The sequence below is a fragment of the Pseudomonas sp. UBA6753 genome, assembly GCF_002453565.1.
In the GTDB taxonomy this organism is placed as follows: domain Bacteria; phylum Pseudomonadota; class Gammaproteobacteria; order Pseudomonadales; family Pseudomonadaceae; genus Aquipseudomonas; species Aquipseudomonas putida_Z.
This window is the reverse complement of record NZ_DKHD01000014.1, coordinates 143,438-160,076: the sequence shown is the minus strand read 5'-3', so window position 1 is coordinate 160,076 and position 16,639 is coordinate 143,438. Positions and strand designations below refer to the sequence as shown.

At 57.2% G+C, this 16,639-nt stretch carries 18 protein-coding genes; 11 read left to right on the top strand and 7 right to left on the bottom strand.

Features of this window, described 5'->3' with window-relative positions:
- Window positions 1-341 precede the first annotated feature (341 nt).
- Complete coding sequence (glsB, locus tag B2790_RS06935) at window positions 342-1,250, bottom strand: glutaminase B (RefSeq protein WP_075044759.1); 909 nt, start codon at window positions 1,248-1,250, stop codon at window positions 342-344.
- Between the two features lie 212 nt (window positions 1,251-1,462).
- Here glsB and B2790_RS06930 point away from each other — a divergent pair, with 212 nt between their 5' ends.
- Window positions 1,463-2,500: a sensor domain-containing diguanylate cyclase gene (locus tag B2790_RS06930; protein ID WP_286918511.1), complete on the top strand. Its 1,038-nt coding sequence runs from the start codon at window positions 1,463-1,465 to the stop codon at window positions 2,498-2,500.
- A 1,098-nt stretch (window positions 2,501-3,598) separates the two neighbouring features.
- Here the strand turns inward: B2790_RS06930 and B2790_RS06925 are convergent.
- Window positions 3,599-4,270 (bottom strand): HD domain-containing protein, encoded by a 672-nt coding sequence (locus B2790_RS06925; protein WP_286918510.1) that lies wholly within the window; start codon window positions 4,268-4,270, stop codon window positions 3,599-3,601.
- Between the two features lie 531 nt (window positions 4,271-4,801).
- On the opposite strand from B2790_RS06925, the gene B2790_RS06920 reads away from it, so the two are divergent.
- Together B2790_RS06920 and B2790_RS06915 are read left to right on the top strand one after the other, a co-directional pair.
- On the top strand, window positions 4,802-5,044 hold the full coding sequence (locus tag B2790_RS06920; protein ID WP_264209919.1) for a hypothetical protein: 243 nt from the start codon (window positions 4,802-4,804) through the stop codon (window positions 5,042-5,044).
- 169 nt (window positions 5,045-5,213) lie between these two features.
- Window positions 5,214-5,477: a DUF3077 domain-containing protein gene (locus B2790_RS06915; protein ID WP_003256566.1), complete on the top strand. Its 264-nt coding sequence runs from the start codon at window positions 5,214-5,216 to the stop codon at window positions 5,475-5,477.
- Window positions 5,478-5,585: 108 nt separating this feature from the next.
- On the opposite strand, the gene B2790_RS06910 is transcribed toward B2790_RS06915, so the two are convergent.
- Window positions 5,586-6,113, bottom strand: a complete 528-nt coding sequence (locus tag B2790_RS06910) for a GNAT family N-acetyltransferase (RefSeq protein WP_286918509.1) — start codon at window positions 6,111-6,113, stop codon at window positions 5,586-5,588.
- Window positions 6,114-6,384: 271 nt separating this feature from the next.
- Here B2790_RS06910 and B2790_RS06905 point away from each other — a divergent pair, with 271 nt between their 5' ends.
- Window positions 6,385-7,284: an HNH endonuclease gene (locus B2790_RS06905; protein ID WP_286918508.1), complete on the top strand. Its 900-nt coding sequence runs from the start codon at window positions 6,385-6,387 to the stop codon at window positions 7,282-7,284.
- A 447-nt stretch (window positions 7,285-7,731) separates the two neighbouring features.
- Window positions 7,732-9,141, top strand: a complete 1,410-nt coding sequence (locus B2790_RS06900; protein ID WP_010953435.1) for a tyrosine-type recombinase/integrase — start codon at window positions 7,732-7,734, stop codon at window positions 9,139-9,141.
- Here B2790_RS06900 and B2790_RS06895 read toward each other — a convergent pair.
- The 3 genes from B2790_RS06895 to B2790_RS06885 form a co-directional block, all read right to left on the bottom strand.
- Window positions 9,135-9,428 carry a type II toxin-antitoxin system RelE/ParE family toxin gene (locus B2790_RS06895; protein WP_010953434.1) on the bottom strand — a complete coding sequence of 98 codons (294 nt, stop codon included), beginning with the start codon at window positions 9,426-9,428 and terminating at the stop codon, window positions 9,135-9,137. The two genes, B2790_RS06900 and B2790_RS06895, sit on opposite strands and share 7 nt — an antisense overlap.
- Window positions 9,416-9,688, bottom strand: a complete 273-nt coding sequence (locus B2790_RS06890) for a CopG family ribbon-helix-helix protein (RefSeq protein WP_010953433.1) — start codon at window positions 9,686-9,688, stop codon at window positions 9,416-9,418. Before B2790_RS06890 ends, B2790_RS06895 begins: the two co-directional genes overlap by 13 nt.
- A gap of 124 nt (window positions 9,689-9,812) precedes the next feature.
- Window positions 9,813-10,058 carry a type II toxin-antitoxin system Phd/YefM family antitoxin gene (locus B2790_RS06885; RefSeq protein WP_010953432.1) on the bottom strand — a complete coding sequence of 82 codons (246 nt, stop codon included), beginning with the start codon at window positions 10,056-10,058 and terminating at the stop codon, window positions 9,813-9,815.
- Window positions 10,059-10,262: 204 nt separating this feature from the next.
- Here B2790_RS06885 and B2790_RS06880 point away from each other — a divergent pair, with 204 nt between their 5' ends.
- From B2790_RS06880 to B2790_RS06855, 6 genes are all read left to right on the top strand, one after another.
- Window positions 10,263-10,592 carry a hypothetical protein gene (locus B2790_RS06880; protein WP_010953431.1) on the top strand — a complete coding sequence of 110 codons (330 nt, stop codon included), beginning with the start codon at window positions 10,263-10,265 and terminating at the stop codon, window positions 10,590-10,592.
- 97 nt (window positions 10,593-10,689) lie between these two features.
- Window positions 10,690-11,658, top strand: a complete 969-nt coding sequence (locus B2790_RS06875) for a DUF932 domain-containing protein (RefSeq protein WP_031299399.1) — start codon at window positions 10,690-10,692, stop codon at window positions 11,656-11,658.
- 79 nt (window positions 11,659-11,737) lie between these two features.
- On the top strand, window positions 11,738-12,742 hold the full coding sequence (locus B2790_RS06870) for a YqaJ viral recombinase family protein (RefSeq protein WP_041506095.1): 1,005 nt from the start codon (window positions 11,738-11,740) through the stop codon (window positions 12,740-12,742).
- A gap of 92 nt (window positions 12,743-12,834) precedes the next feature.
- Complete coding sequence (locus B2790_RS06865; RefSeq protein ID WP_041506096.1) at window positions 12,835-13,785, top strand: hypothetical protein; 951 nt, start codon at window positions 12,835-12,837, stop codon at window positions 13,783-13,785.
- Window positions 13,757-14,254, top strand: a complete 498-nt coding sequence (gene radC / locus B2790_RS06860; protein ID WP_041506097.1) for a RadC family protein — start codon at window positions 13,757-13,759, stop codon at window positions 14,252-14,254. The genes B2790_RS06865 and radC overlap by 29 nt, the downstream gene beginning before the upstream one ends.
- Before the next feature lie 9 nt (window positions 14,255-14,263).
- Window positions 14,264-14,434 (top strand): hypothetical protein, encoded by a 171-nt coding sequence (locus B2790_RS06855; protein ID WP_017940310.1) that lies wholly within the window; start codon window positions 14,264-14,266, stop codon window positions 14,432-14,434.
- Between the two features lie 93 nt (window positions 14,435-14,527).
- Here the strand turns inward: B2790_RS06855 and brxL are convergent, their stop codons facing one another.
- Window positions 14,528-16,627: a BREX system Lon protease-like protein BrxL gene (gene brxL / locus B2790_RS06850; protein ID WP_041506098.1), complete on the bottom strand. Its 2,100-nt coding sequence runs from the start codon at window positions 16,625-16,627 to the stop codon at window positions 14,528-14,530.
- Window positions 16,628-16,639 lie beyond the last annotated feature (12 nt).

The window sequence follows — 16,639 nt, the reverse complement described above, 5'->3', positions numbered from 1 at the left end:
GCCCGCGAACACCGGCACAGCCGGTGCCATACACCGCGTTGCATTCTTCGCGGGTAAACCCGCTCCCACAGGCTCACCACAACCTTCAACGCAACCACAGTACCTGTGGGAGCGGGCATGCCCGCGAACACCGGCACAGCCGGTGCCATGCACCGCGTCGCATTCTTCGCGGGCTCGCCCGCTCCCACAAGATCACCACAGCCTTCAACGCAGCCACAGTACCTGTGGGAGCGGGTTCACCCGCGAACACCGGCGAAGCCGGTGCCATACACCGCGTTGGATTCTTCACAGGTAAGTCAAACCGCCACACCGCCGCGTCGCACAACAAGCGAGCCCGCCAATCAGAACACCGACCACCCAATCCGCGAGCTCAGCAACTCAAGCGCCGCCATCCCCGCCAGAGAGTTACCCGCCGCATTCAACTCCGGCGACCACACGCACACGGTGAATTGCCCCGGCACGATGGCCACAATCCCGCCCCCCACGCCACTCTTACCTGGCAACCCCACCCGATAGGCGAAATTCCCTGCTTCGTCATACAACCCGCTAGTGGCCATGATCGAGTTCACCTGCTGGGTCTGGCGCCGGGTCAGAATCTGCTCACCGCTGTGCTTGCAGAACCCATCGTTAGCCAGGAAACAGAACGCCCGAGCCAGATCAAGGCAGTTCATTTGCAGCGCGCAGTAACTGAAATAACTGCGCAGCACCGTCTCCACCTCGTTATGGAAGTTGCCGAACGACTGCATCAGGTAAGCCATGGCCGCGTTGCGCGCGCGGAATTGATACTCCGAATCGGCAACGCGAGCATCGATCGAGATATGCGGATTGCCCGATAGCCGCCGCACAAAATCGCGCATCGACAAAGTGGGTGCAGCAAAGCGCGACTGGTTGATATCGCAAATCACCAACGCACCCGCATTGATAAAAGGATTACGCGGCCGACCACGCTCGAACTCCAGCTGCACCAGCGAGTTGAACGGCTGGCCGGAAGGCTCATGGCCAAGCCGCTCCCAAATGGCTTCCCCCGAGCGCCCAATCGCCTGCACCAGGCTGAACACCTTGGAAATACTCTGCACCGAGAATGGCACCAGGGCGTCGCCTGCGCAGTAATAGCTGCCATCGTTGCCATAGACCGCTATGCCCAGTTGGTTCGCTGGCACATCGGCCAGCGCAGGAATGTAGTCAGCCACTTTGCCCTTGCCGATCAAGGGACGTACTTCTTCGAGAATCTCGTTCAACAGCGTTTGCATGAAAGGCCCTGTATCAGTCCCCAGACGACGGCGAAGGGGTAGCAATCTTGACGAAGATCGAGCGAAAGAAATCACACTCTCGGCAAGAAATGGCCAGCCGCACCTGCAACCCAAGGCTCCACGCTATAACCTATGCTGTGCTTGTTTCGACGGTATAGAGAACGCGCCCCGCCAAGTGCAAAAGCAGCCAACCAGGGAATGGAGGACCAACGATGCCAGCTTGCCCTTTACCCGCAGACGAAGCGCTTCGCCAGCGCACGCTCGATGACATGAACCTGGTTGATACACCAGCCGAGCATTACCTCGATACCCTGGTGCGGCTTACCCAGGACCTGGCCCATGTGGACACTGTGCTTATCAGCCTGATCGACCAGGACCGACAGTGGTTCAAGGCCCGCATAGGGCTTGAGGCAAGCGAGACGACGCGCAGTATTTCCTTTTGCGGCTACGCCATTCTCGGTGACGAAACCTTGATGGTCCCCGATGCCAAGCGCGACAGCCGGTTCGACGACAATCCACTGGTGCTCAAAGAGCCCTATATCCGTTTTTACGCCGGCCACCCCTTGCGCGCCGGCAACGGCAAAGCCATCGGCACGCTGTGCATGTTCGACCCCCACCCGCGCGTGCTCAGCGAGGCTCAACAAGCGAACTTCAGGGACCTGGCCACGCTCGCCGAGGGATATCTGCAGCTGCGTACCTTGGCGCAGGTAAACCGCGATCTGCGGCTTGAAATGGATCGCGAGCAGCGCAAAGCCCTGCTCGACCCTTTGACGCAACTGTGGAACCGCGGCGCGCTGTCGGCGTTTGAAGACCATGAACGGCGATTGGCAGAGGTGAACGGCTTACAACTGGGCGCGGTTTATGCCGACCTGGATCACTTCAAATCCATCAACGACAAGTACGGCCATGGCGGCGGTGACAAAGTGCTTTGCGAATCTGCCCGTCGCCTGCGCGCAGCACTTCGCCCCGATGACCTGCTGGTGCGCCATGGGGGTGAGGAGTTCGTCGCTATTTTGCATGTTAAAGACAGCGAAGAACTGACGCGGATTGCTGAGCGGATTCGCGAACAGGTGGGTGCCAGCCCGATGCAGTTGCCCTGTGGCCCGTTGAAGGTGAGCGTGAGCGTAGGGTGCACCCTGTTTGCCAAGGGTGAAACGCTGGACGACGCACTGGAACGCGCTGACAGGGGACTTTATGACGCCAAACAGAATGGACGAAACCGGGTTGTATATGTAGCACCACCATTCTGAGACGGGCATGGTCCGAGCTTTAAACCTATTACCCGGCACCCTGTGAGAGCAGGTGTGCCCGCGAAGCGTTCAACCAGGCCTGAGTCAATTGGTCATGCGCAACCCAGTGGCTCTACGTAGCGCCCCTGGTAGGCATTGCCCCACAGTGTAAGAACACACCTACCAGAGCAACCCACCCCACCATGATATTTTTCTTGAGGAATTCAGGCTGATATCCCAAAAACAAAAACTGCTGAAACTCCAATATCCTCATGTATGTAACAACAAAGAAGATATTGTATAGCAAGCACAGACAGAATAGCCCATAACCGAGATGAGGCCCCGAGCACTTGGTACGCAAAATGAATGCACCGCACACACTGAACACGGTGCACAAAATGAATAACCATGCCATCACCTATTCCTCAGCTGGACTCTTACTTGATCACCTATCAACATGTTTAAAATTTCGGAGACAATAGGCCACTTCGCCAGCTCCTTGTAAGGGAAAGGCTTGGAGGCTATAGAAAAAATATCGCCTAGTATGTAGGACCGTTCCGAAAGCCACGCCTTGCTTTGTTAGAGACTATTGCGTTAGCGCCAGCTTCGGTACCAGCCACAGTGCGCCTGTTCTAACTCATCACCAAACCGTTTAGGCCTACTACTGGAAGCCAGAGGAAGACACCCGAGAGGAAAGTCTGGACAAGTACATGGCCACACAGACACACGACAAACAGCCAAGCCAATTATCTACCCCTAGGCATCGCACTTGAAGCGCGTGACAACTTTGCGCCCCCCGCTGCATCCCTCTAGTAAATTGTCTGGTTGCGCCCGAGATACCGACCACCTGGCCAGCGTCGTTTTCGAGACAAGTACACGATTTGTAAGAGATCGCCCGGCCCTTGGGTTGCGCTATCGCGCAGAGAGCTCAACTCGCAAGCGCGACGCGGCGCCTGTGGGAGCGGGCATGCCCGCGAAGAACTCAACGCGGTGGTTGGCACCGGCTGCGCCGGTGTTCGCGGGCGCGCCCGCTCCCACAGAGCCCCTGCTAGCTCAATCAGTCATATGCTATTCCATGAGACCGATTTAGCGCATTCAAACTGCCGAAGATCTCGGAACCTACCCACTTGCCCCTGCCCCGCCAGCCCCGATCTCATCCATGAAATCCGCAAGAAACACTTCAAGCCGAGCATGACGTTCAGCAGCCAATCGAGCCCCTTCAGCAGTTTTAAAACCTGACGCAAGCTTGAGCAGCTTGGTATGAAAGTGCTCGACCGTATACGCCTTGTCCTGATACTCCCTCCCCCACGCAGTGGGGTTCTCGAAATCGTACAGCGCCGACCCCATTCGCCCGGAAACGTAAAAACACCGGGCGATACCCACTGCACCGATGGCGTCCAGGCGATCACTATCCTGAAGAATCCTGGCCTCAAGGGTGAGTGGTTCGAAGCCAGCCGAGTAGCTGTGGGTTTTGACTGCATGCGCCACCTGCTCGATGCGCTGCAAGGGCCAGCCCATATCAGCCAGGATTGACGCCGCCCTTTGTGCGGACAGCGTTGACGCCTGCCCACGCAAGGGCGAGTTCTTTTCTACTGCGACACAATCATGCAGCACAGTCGCTGCAAGCAGCACTTCCAGGTCGCCGCCTTCTACGCGCTGTATCCGTTGTGCGTTGACCCATACGCGATGGATATGGGACAGGTCGTGGGAGCCATCTGGCTGGTCAGCCGGTAGGTACTTCAGCAGGTCAGTGGCGAGGCGCTGGAAAGGGGCAAAAGCTTCGATAGTCATCTTCGGTGCATTCCATGGGCTGTTACTTGGCGTCCGTTGTCAGGGGCTGGCCCGTGACCTGCCTTGGTCCAGATGCGAGCGGGTCAGTTTCAAGGCTTGAGTGGCGAAAGTCCATGCTGGACCGTTTGTTGGCATCGCGACATAACTGGATACAGGGATTCGTGAGTGGAATTTTTTTTGAGAGCTGCAAGCCGTTAACAGAGCAGCCCGGCGTTGCATGCTGTGAAGGTGAATGGGCAAAAAAGTCAGAATTAACCCCTTCCTTGTAGGGCATTTCCCAAAGATACTCCCCAACCGTGTTTTTCGTTGCGGTCGTTTTTTCAGCATTCTAGTCTCGGTCCGTCGTTGCATATCAACGACCGGCTTTGACAGGCCGCGACGATACACAGTGCATACCCGTTTATGGCGGTTGTGCATGGGGCACGCTCGCGTGCGCCGGTTTCTGTGTTCGCCGGTCTGTCAACCCATGCACAGCTGCCACCTTTCCGTTTGACAGCGGGCTGGCGGTGGCCCCACCGAGAACACAGTACGATGCTAAAAATAGTTCCTGACCCACCCCATACACTCCAAACCCTCGAAGACACCCTGATCCAAGCCACGGACTACGCGCTATGCGCGGCGACCGTCGTACATCAGGCAATGCTGCTGCAGCCCAAATCGCCAGCGTCGATTCTGATGATGGCTTCGATGCATGAGCTGGAGACCCTGCGAGCTTTGCTTGAGTCCGCCATAGTCCAGGTGCAGATGCCTACTGAGCCTCGGACTCTGCACTAAGGCTCCATTAATGTATCGCTTGGTCCGGCCCTATCGCCGGCAAGTCGGGCTCCCACATAGATCTGAGCTGCGCCACAGATCTCGAGGCCTATGCAGTACCTGTGGGAGCAAGCTGGCTTGCCGGCGATGAGGCTAGACCAGGCATGAAAGATTTCGGGGAGATTGAACAATGACCACAGAAGAAACCAAATTCACCGTCGGCAAAACCACCTTCTACCAAGGGGAAAACCAGACCCATCCGCTGTTCCGCATCGAAGCAGGCATCCCCTGCCAGAGCGCCCGCGAACAGGCCTCAGAGCTTATGGGCTACGCGCGGGATATGACCCTGGACGGCTTGATGGAAGACAAACCCCAGCTGATCTGGGCTTCGCATTACCTCTGCGCATTGGCTAAGGCGCTGATGGATGATGCCGAGCTGGGCATGATGCGCTGAAGCGCCTACGGGCCGCCTTCAGAAATCTCTGAAGGCGTTTCTTCCGCTGGAGCCATGCGACTAAAAATTCCCGCTTCACAGGCCAACACCACAACTCAGCCGCAGCAGCTATTGAGCAGGGCTATCAGTACCAGAGCCTAAACCTAGATTCAGTTCCATCGACTGAGAGCTCAAAGAAGAACCTAGGCGCAAAGGTTCCGGCAAGCCGATGTCACAAAATCCATTTGTCCGATACAGGCGCATCGCCGGCGAATCTGCGATCGTCACGCCCAAGCGTATACGTTGCGCCCCTCGACTTTCAGCCCAAGCAATAGCTCTTACCAGCAGAGCCCGACCGGCTCCAGCACCGCGTGAGACGGGGTCTACCCACATCTGAAAAACCTCGACGACAGCTGGCTCAGCTTCTGATGATTTGCACCAAACCAAGCCACAAGGCTCGGCGTGCTGAAAAGCCAAATAAGCCTGTGCGCTGGTGGAGGTTGCTACAGCCGAGACACGGGCTTCCCAATCATCGTCGCTTCGAGTTGCCTCACGCTCGTAGGTACTTGCGAACGCATCCGGTGACTCTCGCAGTGCCCGCAAACGCAGATTCCGATAAAGCCGCCACTCATTTGCGGCTATGGTGCGAACAAACACGATGGCACCTCCAATTGATTTCCTACCGTCAGGCAGGGAGCGGACTTGTAGAGGCTACGCGCCTCTCGCCTTCTAGCAATCCCTTCTCCCTACCGTAGCCCATCCGTTCTGGCTCAAGCCCGCCCGCACACCTTTCCAACGATTCTCAAAGTCCTAAGCGAATGCGACACAACGAGAACAGCGACTCTTCATGCGTTGTAGGAAATTTCCTTCCACGCCGTAGGAACTCACGCTAGAGTCGCCAGCGACAGACCAGCACTTAGGACGCGAGATGCAATTTTTTTGGGTAAACCTGGGCGCAACTCATAAGGAAGCCAAAAACGGTCAATTTTTATGGGCTCCTCGTAGTTCACGATCCAAGCATGGAAAGGAGCAATTCCGAACTCACTGGGATAACGTCGCCAAAGTCCAAACCGGAGATTTGATTTTCTGTTATCACGACAACTACATCCGGGGTATTGCGACAGCTCGGGGCAAATCCTACATCGCTGAACGCCCTCCTCGGCCGTCATTTAAGGAATGGCAGAACGAAGGGCATCGCGTAGATATTAGCTACAACGAGTTAAAGCGCCCGATGCGCAGTGATGATATTGCCGAAATCTACATGGCACGATTCGACGCTCGTACTGAACCTCGACTCTTCAACAGTGTGAGCGGTATAAACCAGATCTACATGGCTTCACTGCCCGCCGATGCCGGCCAATTCCTGCTAGAACAAGCTGGAATTTTTGTCGACTATGAGAACCGCATAATTGATGCCGGCTCGCCTCAAAAGATAAGCAATACAACCAGAACGGCACTGATCGAAGCCAGGGTTGGTCAAGGGGCATTCCGTTCTGGATTGCTAAGTCGCTGGAATAGCAAGTGCGCCCTCACTGGGCTGCAAAGTCCAAGTCTGTTGGTTGCCTCTCATATCCACGCATGGAGCCTAGCCGATAACGCCGAACGTTTAGATATAGACAACGGCCTGCTTCTGGCTGCGCACATTGATCGCCTGTTCGACTCTGGATTAATTTCATTTTCGCAAAATGGTGATGTTCTTATCAGCGATAAGCTGAAGGAACAGGAGCGCTACATTTTACGATTAGACGAATTCACAAAAATCGGCCAATTGAGCGATGGTAATCGCAGGTATCTTGCTAAGCATCGGGAACGGTTTAGCTTCAGCTGAGTGAGGCTTATTAGGCGGAAGATCTCAAACGAGTATCGTAGGGGACCGCTGCCTCCCATGGGATCCGGGGTACGATAGCTGCCCCTTCCGGGTAATGCCTGGCGTCTCGCCCAAAGCTAGTTTCACAGCCAACAAAAAAACCCAATCGTCACCGACTGGGGTATGACTCACCCATGTGGGTGACCCGTACACTGGGCTTTTTCATTTCAATAATGGTCGGGACAGAGTGATTCGAACACTCGATCACTTGCACCCCATGCGCTTATTTTATAGATCCCCATAGATCGTACCGGACACTATCGGAAAAGCTAAACCCTAGTAAATACGTGCCTTAGAGGCTACTCTTTCATCCAATAGCATCCGATACCGTCCACCACCAGCCAAGCATTTTGGTGGCACAAAAGTGGCACAAAATTCGGGCGCGAGGAATTTTACTAGGGGTAGAGAGTGTCCAAGGTAACGATCAAGCAATTGGAGGCACTGACAGCGCAAGATGACGGCAAGGTCTTCCGTGAGGATGGAGGACTGGTTGCTGAGGTGCGTGTCGGAGTCCGCGGGATCACAGTTCAGTTCAGCTATGAATTCAAGCTGGATGGAGCGCGAACTAGGAAGCGCTTGGGTAGTTGGCCGAAGAAAAGCTTGGCGCAAATTCGGTCTGAGCGGGACGAAGCCCGCGTACTCGTCACCAAAGGCCTGCACCCTACCCTTGCCGCCAAAGCTGCACGGATCGAGGCGCAAGCGGCAATCGCCACCACTATTGCTGAAGCAGAGCGTGAAGCCGCAGAAAACAAGACAGTGTCCGATCTCTTTGATGAGTGGATACGTGACGGCGTCTCCCGCCAGGACGGCAATGCCGAGCTGATCCGCAGCTTCAAGAAGGACGTACTGCCACTCATTGGCAAGAAGCCGCTGCGCAATCTTACTGAAAAGGATCTGCTCGCTGTCCTGCGCTCAGTCAAATCACGCGGCCTAAACCGCACCGTCGTTATCCGCAGCAAGGACATCGGCCAGATGCTGCGCTGGGCCGAGAAACGTAAACCATGGCGCGGCCTCATGACTGACGGCAATCCAGCCGACCTGATAGACGTGAACAAGTTGCTCGACCATGACTACGAAGAGCAGCGGGATCGTCTGCTCTCGCCTGACGAGATTCGTGAGCTGCGTGACGTCCTGGAACGCCTGGAAAATGACTACGATGAGCTTCCTGCGGGCCAGAAGTATTCAGGCATTCGCCCGGTCAACACTCGAGTCCAGTGCGCTCTGTGGATCTGCCTGAGCACCCTCTGTCGTATCGGTGAGTTGCTCAAGGCCGAGTGGCGGTACGTGGACTTGGAGAAAGGCACCTGGTTCATCCCTGCCGAGGCCACCAAGGGCCATAAAGGCAAGCGCCAGGATCACCACGTGTTCCTGTCAGCGTTTTCCATTGCGCAGTTCAAACGCCTTCAGGAAGAAACCGGCGATACGCCGTTCTGCTTCCCCAGCAAGGATGGTCGAAGCCACGTTGATACCAAGACTGTCAGCAAGCTCATCGGAGACCGCCAGTGTCGATTCAAGAACCGCAGCAAGCCACTGGCCGGCCGGCATCATGACGACTCACTGGTACTGAGCAAGGGAACCAAGGGTGAATGGACCCCGCATGACCTGCGCCGCACGGGCGCGACGATGATGCAGGAGCTGGGTGTAACACTGGAAATAATCGACCGCTGCCAGAACCATCTGCTGGGCGGCTCGAAGGTACGCCGACATTACCTGCACCACGATTACGCCAAGGAAAAAACCGAAGCCTGGCGCTTGTTGGGCGAGAAGCTGGAGTCGATTCTTGCCGGGAGCCCGGTAGCTGCTGTCCAGTCTCAGTAGCCAGCTTCTTTTTGATGGCGAAAGGCCAAGACATAGGCGGTGTCATCTGCGCGCTCATAGCGGTACAGCGCGACGTAACCTGAGTCACCAAACTCGATGATGAGCTCACGCAGCTCTGGCAGATCTGGAAAAGGACGCCCTACTTCCGGACTTTCCTCCAATCGAGCGAATTGGCGCTCGATTGCCTGTGCAGCACGGCGTGCGACCTGCGGATCTTTATCGGAGAGAAATCGCCGGCAACGCTCCAGGCCCTTCGCCGCGCCTTCAGTGACGATCAGTCGTGGCACTTGGGTAACTCTGCCTCAGCATCTGTACCCCAACTACCAAGCCAGGTGCGAGCCTCCTGGCCGGTCAAGTGCTGGCCGGTTTCCTGGTATGCAGCCCAAGATGCCAGCGCTTCTTGTTTGAAGCTCTCACGGGCCTCCTCACGCTCGACGTACTGGGTGATCGCCTCACGCATGATCCAGTGAGATGAGCGCTGGCGCAAACAAGCCAAATGCTGAATGCGACCTTTCAGATCGTCGTCAATTTTGATGGAAGTGGCCATGGTCAGCCCCCGTTATCTAAAGGTATTACCTTTGAATATCGTAGCAGAAAAAAACTGTGCTGCCTATGAATACGCCGATGGGCATAACACCGGATGACCCAATCCAAGCCAGAGCATCTGCTGCTTAAAGGTCTTCCAAGGACACCCGGATGGATTTTTCAGCTGCCAGAGCCTTCGCCAATGCAGCCAGCTCGAAATCGTCCAGGCGCTCCAGTATTTGTTCGTACAGCTCTGCTGGCACCAGATATGCCATAACACGATCCTGGTCGAGCAAGGCTACTGGGGCACCTGCGGCTTCAGCCAAGATGCGGGATGGATTTTTCTTCAGCTCAGAAATGCTGACTGCTGCCTCAGAGAAGATGTTTCGCATAGAAAACCTCTTTGCCCCTATTGCCCGAGGGTTGCAGGACGAATCTGGATCAAAGATCCCGTCCCCGGATGAGCTTGAAGCCAACACGGACTTTCAAATAGAGATAAGTCAGATTTTTATTTTATAACTGGGCCCGGCATTCGATTCGAAAAAATCTCAGCCACACATTACTGCCATGACATCAGCACCAAGGAGGTTCGCCCCATGTCATTGCAGTGCCCCCGCTGTCACTCCCCAAAAGTCGCTTCATTCCATCACGCCATGAAAGCCGGCGCGGCCATCGGCGCTGTCGGAGGCCTCGCACGTGGCGTCAGCGCTGCTCTGGCAGGCGGCAAGGCCGGTGCAGCACTCGGCCTAATCGCCGGCCCTGTCGGCATCACCCTCGGCTCGGTATCCGGCGCCATTCTCGGCGGCCTGGCCGGAAGCGTCGGTGGTTGTGCGATTGGCGCGCAGCTCGGCGAGTCGCTGGACCGTCATGTCCTGGCCCACAACCTCTGCCTACTCTGTGGTCACCGCTTCAACCTGCCGGCCTGATCCGGCCAGCGCTCTCCTCTTCCTTATCTCTCATTGATTGCCGGTGCTGCGCTCTGCGCGGCGTTTTATGCCGGCCTGCACCCAAAGGAAATTCGTCATGGCTCATCAAATCGAACAAATGGCCTACGTTGGCGCTACTCCGTGGCACGGCTTGGGCAACAACCTGCCGCAGAAACAACCCATCGAAGTCTGGCAACGCGAAGCCGGTATGGACTGGCAGATCATGGAAAGCCCAGTGCACTTCAAGTCGGACGCCATCGGCCATCTGGGCGCGATCCACTCCTTCCCCGAGCAGAAGGTGCTCTACCGTTCGGACACCAAGGCACCGCTGTCAGTGGTCTCGCAGCGCTATCACACCGTGCAGCCTCGGGAAGTACTCGAATTTTATCGTGACCTGACCGAGGTCTCCGGCTACGAGCTGGAAACCGCTGGCGTGCTCAAGGGCGGTCGCAAGTTCTGGGCGCTGGCGCGTACTGGGCAGGGCGCTGCACTCAAGGGCAACGACCAGGTGAATGGCTATCTGCTGTTGGCCACTTCCTGTGACGGCACTCTGGCCACCACCGCAACACCCACCACCATCCGCGTAGTCTGCAACAACACGCTGACCATCGCCCTGGACAGCACCAGCCGTGCGATCAAGGTGCCGCACAGCACCCGCTTCGACAGCGATCTGGTGAAGAAGCAGCTCGGCATCGCCGTCTCGCAATGGGATGACTTCATGTACCGCATGCGCCACCTGGCTGAACGCAAGGTGCAGTGGCATGAGGCGCTGGGCTTCTTCATGAACGTGATGTGCGAAACCAGCCCGACCGGCGCCCTGCCGGAACAGCTACCCAACGAGCGCGCGCTGCGCAAAGTGCAGGAGCTGTACGAAGGCCGTGGTCGTGGCAGCCAGCTGGACTCCGCACGCGGCACGGCCTGGGGTCTGCTCAATGCCGTAACCGAGTACGTCGATCACGAGCGGCGGGCACGCAGCACCGAATACCGCCTCGACTCCGCCTGGTTCGGCCAGGGTGCCCAAATCAAGCAACGCGCCTTGGATACTGCCCTGCAATTGGTCGCCTGACCTTTTACCAATCCCACCCCATAACGCCCGACCCGCTTCGTTGCAGGTCGGGCGTTTCTATTTCTGCAAGGTGAACACTATGAAAGCCACTTCATTGAATCGCAGCACCAGCAAAATCCGTCCCGCTCTGCGCCTGGTTAGCACCAAGGAGCTACCCCGCGAGGACTGGCTGCAGATCCGCAAGCAAGGCATCGGCAGTTCGGACGCTGCGGCGGCGGTCGGTCTGAACCCCTATAAGTCGCAGCTGGAGCTGTGGCTGGAAAAGACCGGGCGCGATGCTGGCATGCCCAAGGCTGATCCTCAGGATGAGGAAAGCCCGATGTACTGGGGCAACGTGCTGGAGCCCATCGTGGCCTGGCATTACAGCAAGCGCACGAAAAACAAGGTACGGCGCATCAATGCCGTGCTCCAACATCCGGATCCGGAGCTGCCCTGGATGCTGGCCAACATCGACCGCGAGGTGATCGGGGCGGACGACGTGCAGATCCTCGAATGCAAAACAGCCGGCATAAACGGGGCACGCCTCTGGAAGGAGGGCGTGCCGGAGTATGTGCAGCTGCAGGTGATGCACCAGCTCGCCGTCACCGGCAAGCAGGCGGCGGATGTGGCGGTACTGCTGGGTGGCCAGATGCTGGAGATCCACCGCATCGAGCGAGATGAGCAGATGATCGCTCGGCTGATCGAGCTGGAGCGAAAGTTCTGGCACTACGTGGAAACCGACACCCCACCGCCGGCCGATGGCACCGCCTCCGCTGAATCAGCCCTGCGCTGCCTCTACCCGGAGGACAACGGCCAGGTCATCGATCTCAGCCAGCATGCTGGTCTGTCAGCGGCTTACATCGAGCTGAAAGCCGTGCGTCAGTCGATTGCCGACAAAGAAAAGCGCGAGGCTGAGCTCAAGCAGATGCTGCAGCAAGCCATGGGCGACGCCAGTCGGGCGGAGTTTTCCAATGGCTACGTCAGTTGGCGCAAAGCCAAGGACAGCATCGGCCTCGATGTCGCTCAACTGCTCAAGGACAAGCCCTACCTGCAGGCCAAGTACCCACTACTGAAACCGGGAGCACGGCGCTTCCTGGTCGGCTGAAACCCAACTTCCCCAACCCTTCCCTCCCCCTTGGCCAGTCCATGCAGTTCGCGCTGCGTGGCTGGCCTTTTTTCATTTCCAGGAGACTCACCATGCTCAAAGGTCTGGCTATAACCCCGCCGGTACTCGGGCGGATTTCCATCGGCAAAGTCATCGAGAAGAATGGCAAACGACTGCCGGAGAAGGATGACCAATTCACCATCACGTCCCAGGTGCAGGGTAAGGACGGCTGGCTACTGCACCCGCTGAATGACGAGCTACGACAGGGCAAGGACGACAAGCTACGCAGCATTCCGGTACGCCTGCTGTTCAACGAACCGGAGCTGAACTTCCGGGCCGACTACACGCTGTTCGACCGGCAATCGGGCCGACCGGTTTGCGTTGGCAATGGCGAGACCTGCAAGCGGGTTACCCAGGACGGCATGCAGTCGTTGCCTTGTCCTTCACCGGATGCCTGCCCACTGGCGAAAGGCGGTGCCTGCAAGCCCTACGGCCGACTGAACGTGGTCATTGGCGATGAGGATCCGCTGGGCAGCTTCGTGTTTCGCACCACTGGCTTCAACAGCATCCGCACCCTTGCTGCTCGTCTGCATTATTTCCAGGCCATCTCGGGCAACCGCCTGGCCTGTCTGCCGCTGGAGTTGCGTCTGCGTGGTAAGTCGACTCGCCAGAGTCATGGCACTCCAATTTTCTACGCCGATCTGACGGTACGCGGAGGCATGGAAATGGCCGAGGCACTGGTGACCGCCAGTGAGCTCGATTCGCGGCGGCAGGCTGCGGGCTTCGATCAGGCCGCTTTGGATGAGGCAGCACGACGCGGCTTTGGCAACGGTGCGTTCGAAGACAGCGAGGAGGATGCCAGCGCCATCGTGGAAGAGTTCTACCCCGAGAGTGAAGCACCAGCTGCAGCAACGACCTCTCCAGTCAATCCCACCAAACCTAGCCTGGCTGAAAAGCTCGATGCACAGGCTGCACGTCAAACCCCACTCACAGACCAAAACCAAGGAGGCCGCCATGCGCCTGCACAAGCTGAAAGCCAGTGACACGACAGGCACCTACCTGGTCGAGTCGCCGGTGACGGAAAACGACATCTTGCTGATGGCCAAACAACTGGCCAGTCTGCGTCTACGCAAGGGACGTGCCCTGACGTCGCCTAAGGAGGTGTTCAGTCACCTGCAGGCGCTGCTGGCTGATTATGAGCACGAGGTGTTCGCACTGCTCATGCTCGACAGCCGGCACCGGGTGATCGCATTTGAGGAGCTGTTCAGGGGGACTCTCGATGGCGCCAGCGTGTATCCCAGGGAGGTCGCGAAGCTCGCCCTGGAGCACAACGCCGCTGCCCTGATCCTGGTGCACAACCACCCTTCGGGTGACCCTGAGCCTAGCATGGCGGATCGCAACCTCACCACGAAACTGCAGGACGCGCTGAATCTCGTCGGTGTGCGCACGCTCGATCACATCGTGGTGGGGAACGAAGGCTGCGTGTCACTGGCTGAACTGGGCTACCTGTAAGGAGGCGATATGAAGCTACTGCTACGCACGTTCGCAGCCGCGTTCATGTTTGCCGGGATACTGGCTGGCTGCCTGGCGATATTGCTACTGGTGATTCTGATGGTGCGCTTTCCGCCACTGCTCGTGGCTGTGGTGCTGGCGTGCTGGATCTTCAATCGGCTTCCGAAGTCTGAACGCTAGTTGGTCAGAAAGCGTGGTTACAGCTGAGAGGCTGTAACCATGCCACTGTCTGCTTTCTTTTTTGCTCTGCCTGGTTGCCAGGAGCAAGATCACTCACTCGCTGGCATCCTCAACCTTAACGAACGTTGCACTGAACTCCTTGCATTGCCGGTGTTGCTGCAACCGGTTCGCAAAGCTAAACGCGTCGTTCAGTTCGAAGCGCTGGAAGATGTCCAGCCCACGTCCAAGCACGATTTTCCAGCCCGTATCAGTGGTGATGTCACGATCATGCTTAGTCCCTGTCGTGTCATACGCCCAAGTGAACTTGATACCCACCCCTGCACATGCGTCAGCAATTTTCTGCAGGCTTTCGGTCTGGCGATCACCATTGAACTCATCCTCCACGGTGACCACATGTACAGCTACTTCCTCACCTGAAACCAACTGCTTGCTGATCGTCTCCATCAGCTCCATCAGGTTGCGCAGTTGATGGAACATCCGCAGGTACGGATCAATAACGATGATCCGCTTAGCCCCTTTCAGATAGGGCCCAAACAGCCTATCGAAGGTGACACCGCGCTGGTTCTCCTGAATAACCAGGTGCTGAGGTTTCAGCTCTGGCTCTTTACTAACCGAGCCAGCAGGCTGTTGAATGGGGTGAGGACTGGCCGCATCGCTAACCGGCTCGCGAGGAGCGACATTAGCCGTATCGAACAGATCAGACTCCGAAACCTCACTCGCCACTCGCCGGTGGTACTGGTTCGGGTACTCCCCTTCCTCCAGAGTGCTGACCAGCCTCTCTACGCCATCTTTTCCTTGATAGGCAAAACGCACAGCTGGGTAAGTGGTGTCTATGCGCAGCAGCTGATCCTTGACCCGCTTACGCCCTTCGATAGCACAGCGCAGCACATCCTCGACCTCCGACTCAGTCGCCTCGCCATGAGGGAAGAGGATCTTCATCAGCCCAGAGAAAGTCTTGTTGATACCGTCACGATCACGCGTGGAGATTTCATCCGACAACGTGTACAGACCTTTGTAGCGATCCGAGAAGTCATGGCTGCGCAGTGAACGGAGGATCTCGGCCAGATAATCGACGACAAAGCCGTAGCCGCTGGAGAACATCTCCCCACGGATGACGTCCACCTCCCAGCCCGGTATGTAGCTGTGCAGGCGATCGAGGAAGGCCGAGTCGTGAAATTTCTCCGGCAGCGGATCGAATAGGTCGCTGTGCTTAAGCATGTACGGAACGGTGTGATCGGTGTTGCCCACGAACACCATGCTGGCCTCGGCCCCAAGGGTTTCCACACCCCGCGAAAACGACTTGTTGGCCATGTAGTTCTTCATGATGTCGACCAGCGCCTTGTCCACCCGCTTCTGCTTGCCGGCGAACTCGTCGAAGGCCACCACGTCCCAGTAGCCAACCAGGCCGAGCTTGCCCGTACCGTTGTGGACAAACAGCTTGGGCACCGTCACCTCTCCGCCGGAAATCAGGATGCCGTGGGGCGAAAACTCGGAGTAGACGTGCGACTTGCCGGTGCCCTTCGGCCCTAGCTCGATCAGATTGTAGTTCCGCTCGCAGAATGGAATCAGACGGATCAGCTGCAAGAGCTTGTTGCGCTTGCCGAACATCTGCGGATTGAAGCCGATGCTCTGGATAAGCAGATCAATCCACTCATCTGTGGTGAACTGCTTGCGGGACTCCAGATAACCGTCGAAATCAAAACGGGAGATCTGGATAGGCTTGAGCGAGGCCAGCACCCAGGGAGAGGCGGATTTGTCCTCGGTGTAGTCGTACTCCAGATCAGCGATGCACCACACGCCCCCAACCAACAGCTTCTGATGTGCCTTCACCGTGCTAGAGTCGATCAGCACTTTTTTTATCCCGAGGTTAGCGAACTCAGCCTCGTACACATCATCCTTGTCGTTGAGAGAAACGCTGACCCGGTCAATGACCTTGTGGCGCCCCTTCTCCTTGATGATCGAACGCACCAACCCCGCTTCGTTGCGATGCACATAGTGCTTGCGCAGGATTTCTTTAACCGTCTCGATGCCGGTTTGAATCGTCGACTCATCATTCGTTGCGCAGTACTGGCCCAGCAGGTACTCCAGCACGTAGGACGGCACGATGGCGTTGCCCTTAACAGCTTTGACCAGATCCTTGCGAACGACTAAGCCCGCGAAATGCTGGTTGATCTTGTCATCGAGCTGACTCATGAGGGCTCCCGC

Bases quoted from the DNA above. Each gene is read 5' to 3' on its own strand.
- glsB (WP_075044759.1), bottom strand. From the start codon at position 1,250: ATGCAAACGCTGTTGAACGAGATTCTCGAAGAAGTACGTCCCTTGATC.
- B2790_RS06930 (WP_286918511.1), top strand. From the start codon at position 1,463: ATGCCAGCTTGCCCTTTACCCGCAGACGAAGCGCTTCGCCAGCGCACG.
- B2790_RS06925 (WP_286918510.1), bottom strand. From the start codon at position 4,270: ATGACTATCGAAGCTTTTGCCCCTTTCCAGCGCCTCGCCACTGACCTG.
- B2790_RS06920 (WP_264209919.1), top strand. From the start codon at position 4,802: ATGCTAAAAATAGTTCCTGACCCACCCCATACACTCCAAACCCTCGAA.
- B2790_RS06915 (WP_003256566.1), top strand. From the start codon at position 5,214: ATGACCACAGAAGAAACCAAATTCACCGTCGGCAAAACCACCTTCTAC.
- B2790_RS06905 (WP_286918508.1), top strand. From the start codon at position 6,385: ATGCAATTTTTTTGGGTAAACCTGGGCGCAACTCATAAGGAAGCCAAA.
- B2790_RS06890 (WP_010953433.1), bottom strand. From the start codon at position 9,688: ATGGCCACTTCCATCAAAATTGACGACGATCTGAAAGGTCGCATTCAG.
- B2790_RS06885 (WP_010953432.1), bottom strand. From the start codon at position 10,058: ATGCGAAACATCTTCTCTGAGGCAGCAGTCAGCATTTCTGAGCTGAAG.
- B2790_RS06880 (WP_010953431.1), top strand. From the start codon at position 10,263: ATGTCATTGCAGTGCCCCCGCTGTCACTCCCCAAAAGTCGCTTCATTC.
- B2790_RS06875 (WP_031299399.1), top strand. From the start codon at position 10,690: ATGGCTCATCAAATCGAACAAATGGCCTACGTTGGCGCTACTCCGTGG.
- B2790_RS06870 (WP_041506095.1), top strand. From the start codon at position 11,738: ATGAAAGCCACTTCATTGAATCGCAGCACCAGCAAAATCCGTCCCGCT.
- B2790_RS06865 (WP_041506096.1), top strand. From the start codon at position 12,835: ATGCTCAAAGGTCTGGCTATAACCCCGCCGGTACTCGGGCGGATTTCC.
- radC (WP_041506097.1), top strand. From the start codon at position 13,757: ATGCGCCTGCACAAGCTGAAAGCCAGTGACACGACAGGCACCTACCTG.
- B2790_RS06855 (WP_017940310.1), top strand. From the start codon at position 14,264: ATGAAGCTACTGCTACGCACGTTCGCAGCCGCGTTCATGTTTGCCGGG.
- brxL (WP_041506098.1), bottom strand. From the start codon at position 16,627: ATGAGTCAGCTCGATGACAAGATCAACCAGCATTTCGCGGGCTTAGTC.